This window comes from Campylobacter sp. JH23 (assembly GCF_017846595.1).
Lineage (GTDB): Bacteria > Campylobacterota > Campylobacteria > Campylobacterales > Campylobacteraceae > Campylobacter_D > Campylobacter_D coli.
Window position 1 is genome coordinate 248,710 of sequence record NZ_JAEQBP010000003.1, and the last position, 17,071, is coordinate 265,780.

Genomic DNA, 17,071 nt, shown 5'->3' on the forward strand with positions numbered 1-17,071 from the left:
AATTCAGCAATAAAAATTTATAATTTTTATCAAAATCTTTAGTATTTATATTTTCAAGGAAGACGATGAGCCAATTTACCCATCTTCATTTGCATACAGAATATTCTTTACTTGATGGAGCCAATAAGCTTAAGGAATTAGCTAAAACCCTTAAAGAGCAGGGTGCTACAAGTGTAGCCATGACAGATCATGGTAATATGTTTGGAGCAATTGATTTTTATCAGACTATGCGTTCTGAGGGATTAAAACCCATCATAGGTCTTGAAGCGTATTTGCATAATCATGAAGATATTTCAGATAAAAGCTCGCGTCAAAGATTTCATCTTTGCTTATATGCAAAAAATGAGGTTGGTTATCAAAATTTAATGTATCTAAGTTCTCAAAGCTATATCAAGGGTTTGTATTATTATCCACGCATCAATAAAAAGCTTTTGGAAGAGCATAGCGAAGGGCTTATCTGTTCTTCGGCTTGCTTGCAAGGTGAGGTAAATTGGCATTTAAATATTCATAGTGAAAGAAATGTTCGTTTTGGAGCCAAGGGTTATGAAGCGGCTAAGGAAGCGGCTTTATGGTATAAAAAAGTTTTTGGCGATGATTTTTATTTTGAAATTATGCGTCATGGTATAGGAGATCAAAGAGCCATAGACGATGATATTATAAGACTCTCAAAAGAATTGAATATTAAAATTATTGCTACAAATGATACCCATTATACTTTTAAGGAAAGAGCGGCTGCCCATGAAGTATTTATGTGTATTGCTATGGGCAAAAAGCTGAATGATCCTGATCGTTTACGCCATAGTGTTCATGAATTTTATGTCAAATCTCCAGCGCAAATGAGCGAGCTTTTTGCTGATATACCTGAAGCTATTGAAAATACTCAAGAAATTGCTAATAAATGTAATTTAGAGCTAAATTTAGGAAATCCCACTCCGCCAAATTTTAAATTCACAAGAGAATATGCAAAAGAATATAATATAAGCTTGCCCGAAGAGGGTAAAGAATTTAGTTTTGATAATGATGATGTGGTTTTTGATGAGCTTTGCAAAAAAGGACTTGAGGAAAGGCTAAAATTCGTTGATATAAGCAAGCATGAAGAATATAAAACAAGGCTCGAAGTCGAAATCAATATCATAAAAAAAATGAAATTTTCAGGCTATATGCTAATCGTTCATGATTTTATCAAAGTGGCTAAAGATAAAGGAATTCCTGTAGGTCCTGGAAGGGGTTCAGCTGCGGGTAGTTTGGTCGCTTATTCTTTGAAAATCACGGATTTAGATCCTATTCCTTATAGTTTGCTTTTTGAGCGTTTTTTAAATCCAGAACGCGTATCGATGCCCGATATTGATGTGGATTTTTGTCAAGATAGACGCGCAGAAGTGATTGATTATGTGATTGATAAATACGGAGCCGATAAGGTTGCACAGGTTATTACTTTTGGTAAGCTTTTGGCTCGTGGAGTGATTCGTGATGTGGCAAGGGTTTGTGATATGAGTATTCCTGATGCAGATGAACTTGCCAAGCTTATACCTGAAGAACTTAAAATCACTCTTGATGCAGCTTACGAAAAAGAACCAAAGATTAAAGAATTTATAGAGCGTCACCCAAAGGGTCCTGAAGTTTGGGAGTATGCTAAGGCTCTTGAAGGACTCAATAGAAATGCAGGTATGCACGCAGCAGGTGTTGTGATTTCTAATGAAAGTTTATGGAAAAAAACTCCTCTTTTTAGACAGAGTAAAAACGATGAAAGACATTTAGTTACACAATACTCTAAAGATCATTTAGAGGATGTAGACTTAATCAAATTTGATTTCTTGGGTTTAAAAACCTTAACTTTGATCAACAATGCTATTAAACTCATTAAAAAGCGTTACAATAAAGACATAATCTGGGAAGCTATCGATGTAAACGATGCTAAAGTTTATAAAACCATACAGAGTGGGAATACCTTAGGAATATTTCAAATAGAATCAGGCGGAATGCAAAACTTAAATGCAAGATTAAAGCCTGAGCGTTTTGAAGATATTATCGCGGTTCTTGCTCTTTATCGCCCAGGTCCTATGGAATCAGGAATGCTTGATGATTTTATAGATAGGAAACATGGGCTTAAAAAGATAGAATATCCATTTGATACTCTTGAAAGTGTATTAGAGCCTACATACGGGATTATTGTCTATCAAGAGCAAGTTATGCAAATTGTTCAGATTATAGGAGGATTTTCACTAGGTGGTGCTGATGTGGTGCGCCGCGCTATGGGCAAAAAAGATCCTGAAAAAATGAAAAAATTAAAAAGTGAATTTGCTGATGGTGCTGAAAAGCAGGGTTATGATAGAGTAAAAGCCGAAGAGCTTTGGGAATTGATTGTTAAATTTGCAGGATATGGTTTTAACAAATCTCACTCTGCGGCTTATGCCTTGATCACTTTTCAAACAGCGTACTTAAAAACCTACTATCCTAGTGAATTTATGGCAGCATTGCTAACAAGTGAAGAAAATAATGTCGATAAAATCGCTGTTTATATCGATGAAATGAAAAAAATGAATATCAAACTTCTTCCACCTTCTGTTAATAAAGCCATACGCGAATTTAGTGCAGTAGAGCAAGAAGATGGTAAAGATGCTATTGTTTATGGACTTGGAGCTATTAAAAGTGTGGGAATTCCTGCAGTTGAAAATTTACTCGAAGCAAGAGAGCGAGGCGAATTTAAAAATATTGATGATTTTTTAAGCAGGATAGAGCCTACAAAGATCAACAAAAGAACCCTAGAAAGTCTTATCAAAGCGGGTGCTTTTGATGAATTTGGCTATACGAGAAAGTGCTTGTTTGATAATATGGACAATTTAACCGAAGGCTCTAAAAAAATGGCCGATGCAAGAAAAAATGCAGCAAGTTCTCTTTTTGGAGAAGATGAATTAACTGTTGGTTTGCAAGTTAATATAGTGGCTAAGAATGAAGAATTTGAGGTTATGGAAAAACTTGAATTTGAAAAAGAGATTTTGGGAATTTATGTTTCAGGACACCCACTCGATCGTTTTTATGATAAATTTAAGGAAATAGATTATGTAAAAAGTATAGATTTTTCAACACTTAAAGGCAGTGGAGAAATTTTAAGCATAGGAAAGATTGAAAGCTTTAAATCTATGATGAGTAAAAATAATAAGCGTTATGGCAGGCTTGAGATATTGGATTTTTATTCTACTTTTGAAGTGACGGTTTTTGAGTCTAATATAGAAGAGATTGAAAATATTTTAAAAAATGAAGCCTCTAAAAATGAGGCTTATGGATTTTTATTAAGCTATAAAGCAGAGGAGGGCAAATTAGATAGCTTGGCTTTAAGATCAATTAAAACTCTAGAGGGGCTTCAAGAAGGAGAGATTAAGGCGGTAAAAAAATTTAACGCCAAGAAAAATACTCAAGAAAATAAAGATTTTATAGCAGAGCCTAAAGAATTTGAAAACAATATTATAGAACTTGATCTTTCAAGATTAAATCGAGAGCTTGTTTATGAAATTCACGAAATAGCAAGAAGTGCACATAATCCAAATGAAAAAGGCAATAAAAAGCTTGTCTTAAAGATCGTTAGCACTGGTTCTTGCTTGCTTTATCATACTGATTTTGTTATTTCTGATAGTGTTAGTGAAAAAATTATCAATAAATATGCAGGGTAAAGGATTAGGGGAGATTTTATTTTAAATTTTTAAATAAAATACTTCCAAGCCTTACCATATTAGATCCACACTTAATGGCGATTTCAAAGTCATTACTCATCCCCATGGAGCAAATTTTAGCTCCGTGTTTTTGAAGTTTTTCATAGATTTTATAGGTTGTTTCAAAACTTTTTTCAATTTCTCTTTGATCTTCGCTGTGTGAACCTATGCTCATAACTCCACAAAGATTTAAATTAGGACATTCTTCTTGAATTTGTAAATATTCTTCTATAGCTTGATCCGGATTAAGTCCGCTTTTGCTGAGTTCATTGGCACTATTGATTTCTAGTAAGGTATCTAGTTTATAATTTAGTCTTTTATCCATGGCTTTTGCTATTTTTAATCCATTACAAGAATGCCAGAGTATTGGTTTTTGCTTGATTAAAAGATTGATTTTATTGCTTTGTAGCGTTCCTATAAAATGCCATTTTATATTTAAATCTTTTTTATCAAGAATTTCTTTTTTTTGTACTAGGGCTTGAACTTGATTTTCTCCAAATTCTGTAATTCCTTGAGTAAAAAGTTTTTCGATAATATTTGCATCAACATATTTGCTTGCTGCTACAAGACGGATATTTTTGGTTTTTTCTAAAATTTGTTCTAAAGTCATTTTTATAAAAAGAGAAGCCCTAGATTAGGGCTTTTATCATTGTAATAAGCTAGCAATTTTGCTTTGAAGTTGCATGTTAGATTGTGCAGCGACGAAAGCAGCTGCATTTTCTTTTAGGTAATTGCTATTAAAATCATTGACATTTTTTGCCATATCATTATTCAGCAAATTATTTTCAGCTGCTTTAGTATTGATGCTATTTTGCACACTAGCATTGATATTAGAAGTGATGGCATTGATACTCGATCCTATTTCACTTCTTAAAGCACCAAGTTGATCCATAAAATTTGTAATACTGTCTTGATTATCTATGCTAAGACCACTAGTTGTCAATGGATTTAAATTGGTCGTTTCAGTTCCACTTCCTACTACAAAATTCATAGTTTGGAATACATTTTTTCCATTATAGGTAGCATTATTAAAAGAATCATTGATGGACTCTTGTATGCGTGTTGCTTCTGTTCTTAGCATGCTTTTTTGAGAATCACTTAATGCTGCATTATTCATCTTTACGGAGAGTTCATTAAGTCTATCAGCACTTTGAGAAATATTTGTCAGGCTTGCATCTGCAATTTGTAAAACACCAATAGCATCATAGGCATTTGCGATACCTTGATCTATAGTGCTTGATTGAGATCTTAAAGAATCAGCAATAGCTAAATTAGCACTATCAATCCCACTTATCGCACGGACAGCTGCAATGTTTTCTAAAGCTTTTTCACTAGCTTTTTGAGCATTATTTAAATAATAATTTTGTTGCATCATGCTTGCATCAGAGATCATCATAGCCTACTCCTCCTTATAAATTTTTATTGGATTTTAGCATTTTTTTGCTATTTTAAAGCTTAAGAAATATAGAAAAACTTGCATTAATAAAATAATTTTTATAACCACTTCGCTTGCATTATGTATACTAAGAAATTCTTGGCTTTTTGTAGCTTGTTCGCCCAAATTTTGAAGTTCAATAATGGTATTTGTAAAATACAAAACAAACACTAAGCTCAAAATTAAAATGAGTATAGTAAACATTAATTTTGAGAATTTAATCTGAAATTTCATATCTTCTTTTGCAAAAGAATAGATTTCAAATAATAAATTAATAATAGAAACAAAAATTAACAAATATCCCATTTTAATGAAAATTTGAGTCATCATTAAGCCACTTTGAAAATGACTTAAAACTCCCTCGCCTATAAGGTTAGCTGGGTAAAAAATTACTGGTGCAACAACTATGCCAAGTATAAGCTCTATGCCAATCATAGCTGCAAGTAAAAATAGATTGATTGCTTTCAATTTTTCTCCTTAATTTTTTAACTTATCATATCATACAAAGCTTATTTTTTAGCAAATTGAGCGACAAAAGCACGATCATATCCTTGTTCATCTTGAAAAAATTCAGCTTGAAAATTTTTTTGATATAAAATTTGTTTTAAAATTACTTTTTGATCATAGCCAAATTCGCATGCTAAAAATTTAACCTTTCTTTCAAAGGAGAAAGTTATAATTTCTTCTAAAATTTCATATCCTTTTTCTCCTCCAAATAGGGCTTCTTTTGGTTCGTTTTGTACCCAAAGATCTATGGGGTATGAATTTTGGATATAGGGAGGATTTGAAAAAATAAAATCATAATTTTCTTTTATTTGTTTAAAATCACAAAGTTTAAAGTCGATTAAATGTTCAACTTTGTGTAATTTAGCATTTTCTAAGGCTAATTGTAAAGCTTTGGGGTTGATATCACAAGCTGTAATTTTTATTCCCAATTCTTTAGCTAAAACTATACTTAAAATTCCGCTTCCAAAGCCTATTTCTAATATATTTTGAAAATTATTATTTTTGCAAATTTTAAGAACTTGTGAAAGTAAAATTTCGCTATCATAGCGTGGGATTAAAACCCCTTTTTTTACTTTAAATTCCAAGCCCCAAAAATCTGCTTTTTCAAAGATGTATTCAAAAGGTTCCCCTGATTGAAAGCGTTTGATAAGTTCAAAATAGGGCTTGGAATCAAATTCTAGATCTTGATTTAAAAAAATCCAAGTCCTATCTTTTTTTAGATATTCACAAAGTATAAATAAGGCTTCATTTTCGTGTTTTTCAAGTCTAGTTTTAGCTTCTATAAGAGCGTTTTTTATGGTCAAGAAAGAGCCTTGATTCTATCACTAATGCTTGGATGACTAAGATAAAAAAAGGTATAAATCTTGCTTGTTTTAATAAAAGCTTTATTTTCTCTTGCTAGAGCTAAGAGTGCATTCTTCATATCTTCTTTGCTTGTAACTTTAGCTCCGTGTTGATCTGCTGCAAATTCATTTTTTCTACTTAAGGCATTTATTAAAGGAGAGATGATAAAACTAAAAATATTTGCAAATATAAACAAAAGAGCAAAAACACCCCCATTAACTCCTTCTAGATGGCTTTCTTGATATACAAAATCAGGCAAATGGGCAAAAATAAAGAAAAGTAAAAACATAGTGATTGCCCCATTGATTAGGGCTTTTATTATATCTTTGTGAACAAAATGTCCAAGTTCGTGCCCTAAAACTGCTAGAAGCTCTCTTTCGCTTAAGGCTTTTAAAAGTGTGTCAAAAAGCACCACTCTTTTGCTTTTAAAAAGCCCACCAAAATAAGCATTTAAACGCTTATCTCTTTTACTAGCATCAATCACATAAACCCCATTCGCATTAAAGCCACATTGTTTCATTAGATCATTGATTTTACTTAGCAAATTTTCATCTTCTAATTTTTCCATTTTGTTAAATATAGGAGCGATTAGAGTAGGATAAATAACATTTATGATCACTATCACACAAAAAGCAAAAATAAAGGCCGCAAGCCACCAAAAAGTACCAAAAAAATCATAGCAAAAAAGTAGGGCATAAAGGATTAAAAATCCAAAAATCAAAGTTAAAATAAGGCTTTTTATAGTGTCTTTGATAAAAAGTTTTAAAGTCATATTTGAAAAACCATGAGCCTTATCTTTAACAAAGCTTTCATAAATGCTTAGAGGCAAATTTAAAATACTTGTGATAATTAAAAAAGCAAGTAAAAATAGAGTATTTTCAAGGCGAGAGTTTTCGCTGATTAATAGTTCTTTTAAGTAAAGAAATCCAAAACCTATCCATGCGATATTAACAATCAGCATATAAAAATTTGAAAAAAGCTTGAATTTTTCATTTTCTATAGCAATATCGGCTGCGTTTTGATAGTCTTTTTCGCTTAAAATTTGAGCTTGTTTGTCTTTTTCTCTTTCTAAGAAACGAATTTGAGCATAGGAAATCCAAGATAAAAGTGCTGTGTAAAGACATAAAATTGCAATTAAAGTCATTTATTTTTTCCTTGATTTATTTTTTGCGAATTCTAGCTTAAAATAATGAAATAAAGTTAATAGTTTAAAATCTAAAATAATATTCTTTTCAACTAAGTTGGTGTATATTTATAAAAAAGGATTAAAGAATGTTTTTTAAGAAAAAGATTTCACAAAAGCAAAAAGAAAAGCCTAAAATTCCAATCAATGATGTGATTTTAGATGACAGGCTTTGTAAGTTTAAAAATAAAGTACAAAAGATAAGCAAAGATGAAGCTTCGGCAAGTCTGCTTGCTAGACAATTAAGCAGACTTGTTAGGGCTAATAAATTTTAATTTTGACATTTTTTCTTAGGTCTAAAAACTTGAATTACTTCATCATTTCCCTCTATACAAGCTCCACCTATTAAATCAATACAATAAGGTATTGCAGGAAATACAGGCTCTAGACATTCTGCTATGGCTTTAGGATTGCCAGGTAGATTGATGATAAAAGATTTATTGCGAATTCCTGCACTCTGTCTTGAAAGTATAGCTGTTGGGACATATTTTAAACTTTCTAAGCGCATAAGTTCTCCAAAACCTGGCATCATTTTATCACACACGGCTTCCGTGGCTTCTGGGGTTACATCACGAAGTGCTGGACCTGTACCTCCGCTTGTAACAATCAAATCGCATTTTTTTTCATCTGCTAGATAAAGTAATTTTTTAATGATCAAATCATAATCATCAGGGATTAATTCTTTATGATAAATAATATCATTTTTTATATATGAATTTAACACTCTTTCAATTTCAGCAGTGGCTTTATCTTCGTATATACCACTACTTGCTCTATCGCTTAGGGTTAAAATTCCTATGTTTATTATATCCATTGTTTCTCCTTAATAAATTTTTATAACCATCCTTTTTTCTTGAAAACAACCAAAGGTAAAATGATAGAAATTACCATCACGCCAAGCACTATGGGATAAGCATAGTGAAGTTCAAGTTCGGGCATGAATTTAAAATTCATACCATAAACAGTTCCTATTAAAGTAGGTGGCATCATGGCAACAGTTGCAACGGTGAAAATTTTAATGATTTTGTTTTGTTCTATGTTGATTTGGCTGGCTAAAATGGTTTGGATATTATCTAAGATATTAAGTTGCGAAACGCTAAATTCAACCAAAGAATTTAAGTCTTTTAAAACTATAGTGAGATTTTGTTTTATATCTTTATCGATTTTATCGCTTTTTAGCAAAGAAGTCATAGCGCGACGCTTATCAAACAAAGAATCTCTTACGCGCATATTAAGCTCTTGCAAACTTGAAATATCCTTTAGCATTTCATCATAACTATATTCATCTTTTTTTTCTAAAACACTTGTTCTTAAGCGTCTTGCTTCTTTATCTATCCATTCTAGTAAATCCGCATCTTTTTCAACGCGTACTTCAAACATTTTATCAATAATATCAAAACCATCTTCAAAATTCTTCGGACTAGCTAAAATCCTTGCTTGAATTTCTTCAAAAGTGCTAAATTCGTTATATCTTATAGTAAATAAGATATTTTTAGCGGTAGCAAAAGTAACAATTTCTGTGCGAAGCTTGATTAAATTCCTATCTTCTTCATCACTTTTAAGATCTCTTACTAAAAAATGAGCATTGATGGTTATTGTCGCATTATCTTCCCAATATTTTGCGCTAAGTTCTATTTCTTCCCTTTCTTCTTTTGTAGGAAACTCAAGATTAAATTCACTTGATATAAAAGCAATTTCTGCTACACTTGGATGAAGTAAATCAATCCATAAAATATTTTGTGGTAGTTCTTGACTATCGAGATTAAAATTGATTCTTTGAACTAAAGCATTTTGAGTTTTGATATAAATATAAAGCATGATCGCTCCTTGTTTATGACTTTAAAATTATAACCTTGTTTGCTTAAAAATTAACTTGTTTCTAAAATGTTTCTAAAACTCATTAAATTTCCAAAATATTTTTTGAAAGGAAAAAAATGAGTAAGAAATTTTTCTTAAGTTTAGGTCTTGTTGCTTTATTGTTTTCAAATTCACAAGCTATTGATGAGAATTTGATTAAAGCTGCGCAAGCAGAAGGTAGGGTAAATTCTTTAGCTATGCCTGATACTTGGGCAAATTGGAAGGATACTTGGGCAGATCTTAAAAATCTTTATGGCATAGAACATAGCGATACAGATATGAGTTCAGCTCAAGAAATTGCTAAATTTAAAGCCGAAAAGAAAAATGCAAGCGGTGATATAGGGGATGTAGGGGCTTCTTTTGGAGAGATAGCGGTTAAACAAGGAGTAGCTCAGCCTTTTAAGACAAGTTACTGGGATCAAATTCCAACTTGGGCTAAAGATAAAGATGGAAATTGGCTTTTAGCTTATACAGGAACCATAGCTTTTATAGTCAATAAAGATGTAGTAAAAGATATACCTAAAACTTGGCAAGATTTGCTTAAGGGAAATTATAAAATTACCGTAGGTGATGTAAGTGTAGCGGCTCAAGCTGTGAGTGCAGTTTTGGCAGCTAATTATGCCTTAGGTGGGGATGAAAAAGATTTAAGTCCTGCTTTAGCTTTTTTTAATACTTTAGCCAAACAAGGAAGACTTGTAAATAATGATGTAAGTATAGCCAATCTTGAAAAAGGTGAAGTTGAAGTGGGTTTAGTTTGGGATTTTAATGGTTTAGGCTATAGAGATAAAGTGGGCAAAGATCGTTATGAAGTTTTAATCCCTGCTGATGGTAGTGTTATTTCGGGTTATACAACTATTATCAATAAATACGCAAAACATCCAAATGCGGCTAAATTAGCCCGTGAGTTTATACTTTCTGATAAAGGACAAATCAATCTAGCAAAAGGTTATGCAAGGCCAATAAGAATTGATCATATTACCTTGCCAGATGATATAAAAGCTAAACTTTTACCAAGTGAGCAATACAAAAATGCAAGAGCAATCAAAGATCAAAAAGCTTGGGAAAAAAGCGCTAAAGAATTGCCACAACTTTGGCAAGAAAAAGTTATAGTGGATATGAAATAAAGGAGATTGGATGAAAAAGGTTATTTTAACAAGTGCTATGCTTTGCAGTGTTTTATTTGGAGTTCAAGAGTATGAGGCCAATTTAGCAGGGCATATTATCATAGATTCTAAAAGTACAGTAAAACCTCCTAAGGATGCTCCTGATTTTTTTAAAACTTATGGGAAATTTGCAAATATCACTAGAGAAGAAAAAATTGGAACTTTTAAATCTAAGGGAAACAGGGAGACAGATTTTTATTTACCTTTTAAAAATCAACCTATACAAGGACATAGTGGGATAAAATATATTCCAAAAAAAGATGTTTTTTGGGTGATTAGTGATAATGGCTTGGGTAAAAAGTATAATTCTTATGATGCCATGCTTTATGCTCACGAGTTTAAATTTGATTTTAAAAATTCAAAATACGAACTTTTAAAAACAGTTTTTTTTAAAGATAGTGATAAAAAATACCCCTATCCTATAACCACCGAAACAACCAAAGAAAGGTATTTAAGTGGGGCTAATTTTGATACTGAGAGTATACAGGTTATCAATGATGAATTTTATATAGGTGATGAATTTGGTCCTTATTTGCTTCATTTTGATAAGAATGGGAATTTAAAAGAAGTTTTTGATGTGTATGTGGAGGGTAAAAAACTTATTTCTCCTGATAATCCAAGTTTAAAATTTAGCGATAAGCCTGATGGAGAAAATGAGAAATTTAATATCAAGCGTTCTAAAGGCTTTGAAGCTATGGCAAGCTCTAAAGATGGTTCTAAACTTTATTTGCTTTTAGAAGGAAGCATTTATAATAACAACGCTTATGAGAATGAAAAAGGCAAAGAATATCTAAGAATCATAGAATTTGATGTAAAAAATAAAAAATTCACCGGAAAAACTTATAAATATTTCTTAGAAGATAAAAGCCATTCCATAGGTGATTTTAATATGATAGATGATAAATACGGCATCATCATAGAAAGAGATCAAAAAGAAGGCACTAAAGATAAGGTTTGCAAAGAAGGTGAAGATACTAAGCATTGTTTTAATAATGTAGCCCAATTTAAAAGAATTTACAAGGTTAAATTAGATGATAAAACCCATGAAGCTCAAAAAATTTCTTATATAGATCTTTTAAATATTAAGGATAGAAATAAAATTTCTAAAAAGCCTTTGGTAAATGATAAATTTGTTTTTCCTTTTGAAACCATAGAAGGTGTGGATATAGTAGATGACTCTCATATAGTCGTAGAAAATGACAATAACTTTCCTTATTCTTCAAGTAGAGAACCTAATAAAACTGATGATAATGAATTTATTTTACTTGAAGTAAAAGATTTTTTAAAGAGCAAATGATGTCCAAAGTTATTTTAGTTGTGCTTGATGGCTTAAATTGTAAAAGTGCTAGTATAAATATGGGATATTTAAATGCGCTTTGCAAAGAGAATTTAGGCAAATTTTATTCTTTAGAATGCGAACTTCCTAGCATGTCTCGTCCTTTATACGAGTGCTTATTAACAGGCGTAAAGCCTGTTTTAAGTGGGATAATTAATAATAAATTGAGTTTTTCAAAACAAACAAGCATTTTTGACCTTTGCAAAGAACAAGGCTTAAAAGCTGGAGGCGCAGCTTATCATTGGGTTTTTGAGCTTTATAATAAAAAAGAATTTATTCCTTCTTTACATCGCCACATAGAAGATGAAAATTTAACTTTACCTTATGGACATTTTTATTATGAAGATGATTATTTAGATTCTCATTTATTTGCAGATGGGGAGCATTTAAGAAACAAATATAATCTAGATTTTACTCTTATACATTCTATGAATATAGATGATGCAGGACATAAATTTGGCTCACACTCTATTGAGTATGCTAATAAAACCAAAAAAGTTGATATTTTGATTTCTGAGTATTTGCCTACTTGGTTAGAACAAGGTATTAATGTAATCATCACAAGCGATCATGGTATGACAGAGGGTAAAAGTCATGGAGGCTTAAGTGAAGATGAAATTTTAGTGCCTTTTTTCACTTTTGGTAGTGCTTTTTCGTATGAAAATGCCAAGATAAAACAGGATGAAATTTGTGGCAGTATCTGTGAAATTTTAGGACTTAAACACGATAAGAGATATAATGATGAAATTTTAAAGGCCAAAAAATGAAAGAAAAATTTCTAGCATTTTTAAGTATTTTACCTTTTTTTATAGTTTTTACTTTTTTTATGATAGCACCTTTGATTTGGATTGTTTTTAATGCTTTTTATGTAGAAGAGGATGAAATTTATTCTTTAGCCAATTTTATACATATTTTTGAGTCCAAATTCTATCTACAAAGCATTATAAATTCTTTACAAATCAGTTTTATTTCTAGTATTTTTGGACTTTTAATAGGGCTTTTGGCGAGCTATTCTTTATTTGTTTTAGCTCCATCAAAAATATGTAAATTTCTTTTTTCTTTAAATACCATGATAAGTAATTTTTCAGGAGTTCCTTTAGCTTTTGCTTTCATTATAGTTCTTGGAAGCAATGGTGTAGTTAATGTGTTTTTGAAAAATTTAGGCATAGAGCCTTTTGTTAGTGTTTATGCTAATTTCGGGGTAAATATTGTTTATGTGTATTTTCAAATTCCTTTGGCAATCTTGCTTTTGCTTCCAGCTTTTAAAAGTCTTGAAAATTCACATTTAAATGCTTGTAAAATGTTAGGTGGAGGCAATTTTTTATATTGGTTAAAAATAGCTTTGCCTTTGCTCGCTCCTGCTTTGTTTGGTGTTTTTGTGATTTTATTTGCCAATGCTTTTGGAGCTTATGCGACTATTTATGCTTTAAGTTCGGGAAATTTTAATGTCGCTCCTGTAAGAATCGCTGCTTTAATCGCAGGCGATATCAATCTTGATCCTTATATGGCTAGTGCTTTAAGTATCATTATAACTATTATCATGCTTGTTGTTACCTTTATAGCCAATTTCCTTTCTAAAAAATATCATTTTAAGGTGCTTTAAATGAATGAAAATTTGAGTTTAAAAGCTAAAATTTATCATTATGCAGTTTTGTTTTTGGTTTTTTTGTTTTTAGCTTTGCCTTTAATGGCTACTTTTTTATATTCTATTTCCACTTCTTGGGGTGTAAGTGTTTTGCCTGATGATCTTACGCTTAAATGGTATCAAGAACTTTTTCATGACGAAAGATTTTTACTTGCTCTTTGGCATTCTTTGCTTGTTTGTGTGGGCAGTATTTTACTTTCTGTGATTCTTGTTTTTCCTTTGGTTTTTGTGCTAAATTATTATTTTTTAAAATTAAAAGCCTTTGTAAATATACTTATTATCATGCCTTTTGCTGTACCTCCTATAGTTAGCTGTGTGGGGCTTTTGCAACTTTATGCTGACAATATAGGAGGCACAGCTTGGATACTCATTTTTACTTATTTTACTATAGCTTTGCCTTTTATATATAGGGCTTTAGATAATGCTATGTCTAATGTCAATTTAAATGAACTCATCGCATCTAATGCTATGCTTGGAGGTTCTTTAATGGGAGCGATTTTTAAGCTTGTCTTGCCTAATTTAAGAAATGGAATTTTGGTGGCAGTTTTTTTAAGTTTTTCTTTTTTAATAGGCGAATTTTTATACGCAAATATTCTTGTAGGAAGTGCTTATGAGACTTTGCAAGTTTATCTTTATAATATCAAAAATCAAAGTGGGCATTATTCTAGTGCTTTGGTAATAGTTTATTTTGTGTTAATTTTTATAACAACTTTTATAGCTAGTTTGATTAAGGAGTAAAAAATGGCTTATTTAAAGATTAAAAATTTTAAAAAAGCTTATGGGGATAAAATTATTTTTGAAGATATTAATTTTAGTGCTAAAAAGGGTGAGTTTATAACCCTTTTGGGCCCAAGTGGCTGTGGAAAATCCACTCTTTTAAGGTGTATAGCAGGGCTTAGCCAAATTAATGGAGGAAAAATTTCTTTAAATGATAAAGATCTTACTAAATTAAGTCCTCAAAAAAGAAATATAGGTATGGTTTTTCAAAATTACGCTCTTTTTCCAAATCTTAACGTTTTTGAAAATGTAGCTTTTGGTTTAAAGATCAAAAAAATGGATAAAAAGGACATAGAAAAAAGAGTGAAAAAAATGTTAAAACTCGTCGAGCTTGAAGAATACGCTAAAACTTATCCACATAAGCTTTCAGGCGGACAAATGCAAAGAGTGGCTTTAGCAAGATCTTTGGTGACTAAACCTGATTTACTTTTGCTTGATGAGCCTTTATCGGCACTTGATGCTAAAATTCGTAAGCATTTAAGGGTGCAAATTAAAGAAATTCAAAAAGAACTTGAACTCACCACTATTTTTGTAACGCACGATCAAGAAGAAGCTTTAGAGTTATCCGATAGGATTATTTTAATGAATGAGGGTAAAATCATACAAAATTCCAACGCAAACAATCTTTATCTTTTGCCAGAATCTCATTTTGTGGCTAGCTTTATAGGAAATTACAATATTTTAAGCCCTAAAGAGCTTGATAGCTTGGGTTTAAAACACGATTTTAAAAAAGATATAGCCTTGCGTCCTGAAACCATAGAAATTTCTAACGAAGGCTTAGAGGCTAAGATCAAAGAAAAATCATTGCTAGGTAATATCATACGCTATAGGGTTAGAGTGCAAGAAATTGAATTTAAGGTAGATACTTTAAATTTTAGCACTCATAGTACTTATGAAGCAGGTGATAAAATCGCTTTAAAATTCAATCTTTCTTTAGCAAAAGAGTTAAAATGAAGCTTGTTTTATTTGATTTAGATGATACTTTAATACAAGGCGATAGTGCTAAACTTTGGCTTAAATTTTGTGTTGAAAAAGGTTTTTTACCTCAAGAATATTTAGAAAAAATCGTTTTTTATCAAAAACAATATCAAGAAAAAAAGCTTGATATGGATGAATTTATGACTTTTTTCTTCAAAGTGTTAAGGGTAAAAATGAAGATAGAATTTCATCTTTAGTAGATGAATTTATAAAAATTTATATAAAACCTTATGAAAAAGCTAAAGAACTTATAATCAAATATCAAGATCAAAGGTGTATTATAATTTCAGCTACGGCTGAATTTTTAGTTAGAAAAATCGCCTCTTTTTTGGGAGTGAGAGAAAGCATAGCCATAAAATGCGAGCGTGTGGGTGATAAATTTAGTGGAAAAGCTTACGGGATTTATAGCTTTAAGGAAGGCAAGGTTTTAAGACTTAAGGAATATTTGAGTAAAGATTATGAAAAATGGATGAAAGATTCTTATTTTTTTAGTGATTCTATCAATGATTTACCTTTACTAGAGTCTGTTAGCAAAGCCTTTGTATGTAATGGCGATGAAAAAATTTTAAAAATTGCAAAAGAGAGAAAATATGAAATTTTAACTTTTTAAGCTATAAGCGTGAAAATTCACGCTTATTCTAATTCATATTTTTTAATTAAAGTATCATAAAATCCATCAGTTTTTGCTTCATCTATGCCTTTGTTAAATATTTCAATAATATCTTTTTGTTTATTTTTATCAAAAGCAAAACTAAAGCCTTCTCCTCCATCTGTTTCTTGGTAGAAACTTACCAATTCTGGATTTTCAGCTAAAAAACCTTTAGCAGTATCTTGATCAGCTACAATAGCATCGATTTTGTTGTTTTTTAGTGCTAAAACAGCTATGTTTAAATCTTTATTGCTTTGCACTTGTGCATTTTTGATAGCTTTTGCAGTATTTTCTTGTAAAGTTCCTAATTGAACTCCTATTTTTTTGCCTTCTAAATCATTTTTTGTTTGAAGAGAGTCGTTGTTTTTTAGCTTAAGATAAAGATTTTTACTCATATAGTAAGGTTTGGTAAAATCAACACTTTGTCTTCTTTCATCAGTTGCGCTCATAGCTGAAGCAATCATATCAATCTTACCTGATTTGAGAGCAGGAATCAATCCATCAAAATTGGTTTCAACCCAAACAATTTCAATACCATTTTTTTTAGCAATTTCTTCAATCAAATCAGTATCAAAACCCGTAAGTTTAGAATCTTGCTTAAAATTAAAAGGTTTATAATTTGGAGCAGTTCCAACCTTTAAAGTGAGTGTAGTATTAGCTTCATTGCTTGCATTATTTTCTGTTTTAGTGTTTTGGCAAGCCACCAAAAATAAGCCCGTGAAGGCAACTAAGAAAGCGGTTAAAAACTTTTTCATTGTTTTCCTTTATAGTAAAATTTTCTCTATGATTATATCAAAGTTAGCTAGCCAATTGGCAAAAAAATCCAGTTTTTAATTTTTTGCCAAAATTAATTAAAAAAATAATTTATTTAATCCTCCTTTAAGCTTAATTGGTTATACTTTCATTTCCTTTTTCAGAAAAGGACTTAAGATCTTTAAATTATAGTCTAAAGTTAACTAAAGTTAAATTAAGATTTTATAAACCCTATGTT

Annotated in this window: 16 protein-coding genes and 1 pseudogene; 9 read left to right on the forward strand and 8 right to left on the reverse strand. The window is 30.9% G+C overall.

What is annotated here, in order from left to right; translation table 11 throughout:
- Positions 1–65 precede the first annotated feature (65 nt).
- Positions 66–3,668, forward strand: coding sequence for a DNA polymerase III subunit alpha (gene dnaE, locus KAR88_RS04285; protein ID WP_002776528.1), 3,603 nt, complete (start codon positions 66–68; stop codon positions 3,666–3,668).
- Positions 3,669–3,684: 16 nt separating this feature from the next.
- Here the strand turns inward: dnaE and KAR88_RS04290 are convergent, their stop codons facing one another.
- From KAR88_RS04290 to KAR88_RS04310, 5 genes are read right to left on the reverse strand one after another with little or no spacing between them, the layout of a single operon-like run.
- Positions 3,685–4,317 carry a YggS family pyridoxal phosphate-dependent enzyme gene (locus tag KAR88_RS04290; RefSeq protein WP_002776529.1) on the reverse strand — a complete coding sequence of 211 codons (633 nt, stop codon included), beginning with the start codon at positions 4,315–4,317 and terminating at the stop codon, positions 3,685–3,687.
- Between the two features lie 36 nt (positions 4,318–4,353).
- Entirely contained in the window at positions 4,354–5,103 is a 750-nt protein-coding gene (gene flaC, locus KAR88_RS04295) for a flagellin C (RefSeq protein ID WP_002789917.1), read from the reverse strand.
- 33 nt (positions 5,104–5,136) lie between these two features.
- A complete protein-coding gene (locus KAR88_RS04300) occupies positions 5,137–5,610 on the reverse strand; it encodes a DUF4149 domain-containing protein (RefSeq protein WP_002830303.1) in 474 nt (157 codons plus the stop codon).
- 41 nt (positions 5,611–5,651) lie between these two features.
- Complete coding sequence (locus KAR88_RS04305) at positions 5,652–6,452, reverse strand: HemK/PrmC family methyltransferase (protein WP_002781824.1); 801 nt, start codon at positions 6,450–6,452, stop codon at positions 5,652–5,654.
- A complete protein-coding gene (locus tag KAR88_RS04310; RefSeq protein WP_002781822.1) occupies positions 6,449–7,636 on the reverse strand; it encodes a M48 family metallopeptidase in 1,188 nt (395 codons plus the stop codon). Before KAR88_RS04310 ends, KAR88_RS04305 begins: the two co-directional genes overlap by 4 nt.
- A gap of 128 nt (positions 7,637–7,764) precedes the next feature.
- Here KAR88_RS04310 and KAR88_RS04315 point away from each other — a divergent pair, with 128 nt between their 5' ends.
- Positions 7,765–7,950, forward strand: coding sequence for a hypothetical protein (locus KAR88_RS04315; protein WP_002776553.1), 186 nt, complete (start codon positions 7,765–7,767; stop codon positions 7,948–7,950).
- Here KAR88_RS04315 and mog read toward each other — a convergent pair.
- Positions 7,947–8,489 (reverse strand): molybdopterin adenylyltransferase, encoded by a 543-nt coding sequence (gene mog / locus KAR88_RS04320; protein WP_002776555.1) that lies wholly within the window; start codon positions 8,487–8,489, stop codon positions 7,947–7,949. The two genes, KAR88_RS04315 and mog, sit on opposite strands and share 4 nt — an antisense overlap.
- A 20-nt stretch (positions 8,490–8,509) precedes the next feature.
- A complete protein-coding gene (gene corA / locus KAR88_RS04325; protein WP_002776558.1) occupies positions 8,510–9,493 on the reverse strand; it encodes a magnesium/cobalt transporter CorA in 984 nt (327 codons plus the stop codon).
- A 116-nt stretch (positions 9,494–9,609) separates the two neighbouring features.
- On the opposite strand from corA, the gene KAR88_RS04330 reads away from it, so the two are divergent.
- From KAR88_RS04330 to KAR88_RS04360, 7 genes and pseudogenes are all read left to right on the forward strand, one after another.
- Positions 9,610–10,656, forward strand: a complete 1,047-nt coding sequence (locus KAR88_RS04330) for an extracellular solute-binding protein (protein WP_002776559.1) — start codon at positions 9,610–9,612, stop codon at positions 10,654–10,656.
- A 10-nt stretch (positions 10,657–10,666) separates the two neighbouring features.
- The gene (locus tag KAR88_RS04335; RefSeq protein WP_173777372.1) at positions 10,667–11,992 is read left to right on the forward strand and encodes an esterase-like activity of phytase family protein; all 1,326 of its coding nucleotides are present in this window, start codon (positions 10,667–10,669) and stop codon (positions 11,990–11,992) included.
- Positions 11,989–12,798: an alkaline phosphatase family protein gene (locus tag KAR88_RS04340; protein ID WP_072212065.1), complete on the forward strand. Its 810-nt coding sequence runs from the start codon at positions 11,989–11,991 to the stop codon at positions 12,796–12,798. The genes KAR88_RS04335 and KAR88_RS04340 overlap by 4 nt, the downstream gene beginning before the upstream one ends.
- Positions 12,795–13,634 carry an ABC transporter permease subunit gene (locus KAR88_RS04345; RefSeq protein ID WP_002787417.1) on the forward strand — a complete coding sequence of 280 codons (840 nt, stop codon included), beginning with the start codon at positions 12,795–12,797 and terminating at the stop codon, positions 13,632–13,634. Before KAR88_RS04340 ends, KAR88_RS04345 begins: the two co-directional genes overlap by 4 nt.
- On the forward strand, positions 13,635–14,414 hold the full coding sequence (locus KAR88_RS04350) for an ABC transporter permease (RefSeq protein ID WP_002781812.1): 780 nt from the start codon (positions 13,635–13,637) through the stop codon (positions 14,412–14,414).
- A 3-nt stretch (positions 14,415–14,417) separates the two neighbouring features.
- Positions 14,418–15,407 carry an ABC transporter ATP-binding protein gene (locus KAR88_RS04355; RefSeq protein ID WP_002776579.1) on the forward strand — a complete coding sequence of 330 codons (990 nt, stop codon included), beginning with the start codon at positions 14,418–14,420 and terminating at the stop codon, positions 15,405–15,407.
- Positions 15,404–16,041 (forward strand): annotated as a pseudogene (locus tag KAR88_RS04360) (HAD family phosphatase). The gene KAR88_RS04355 and the pseudogene KAR88_RS04360 overlap by 4 nt, the downstream one beginning before the upstream one ends.
- 23 nt (positions 16,042–16,064) lie before the next feature.
- Here the strand turns inward: KAR88_RS04360 and KAR88_RS04365 are convergent.
- Complete coding sequence (locus KAR88_RS04365) at positions 16,065–16,835, reverse strand: basic amino acid ABC transporter substrate-binding protein (protein ID WP_002776584.1); 771 nt, start codon at positions 16,833–16,835, stop codon at positions 16,065–16,067.
- Positions 16,836–17,071: the final 236 nt, after the last annotated feature.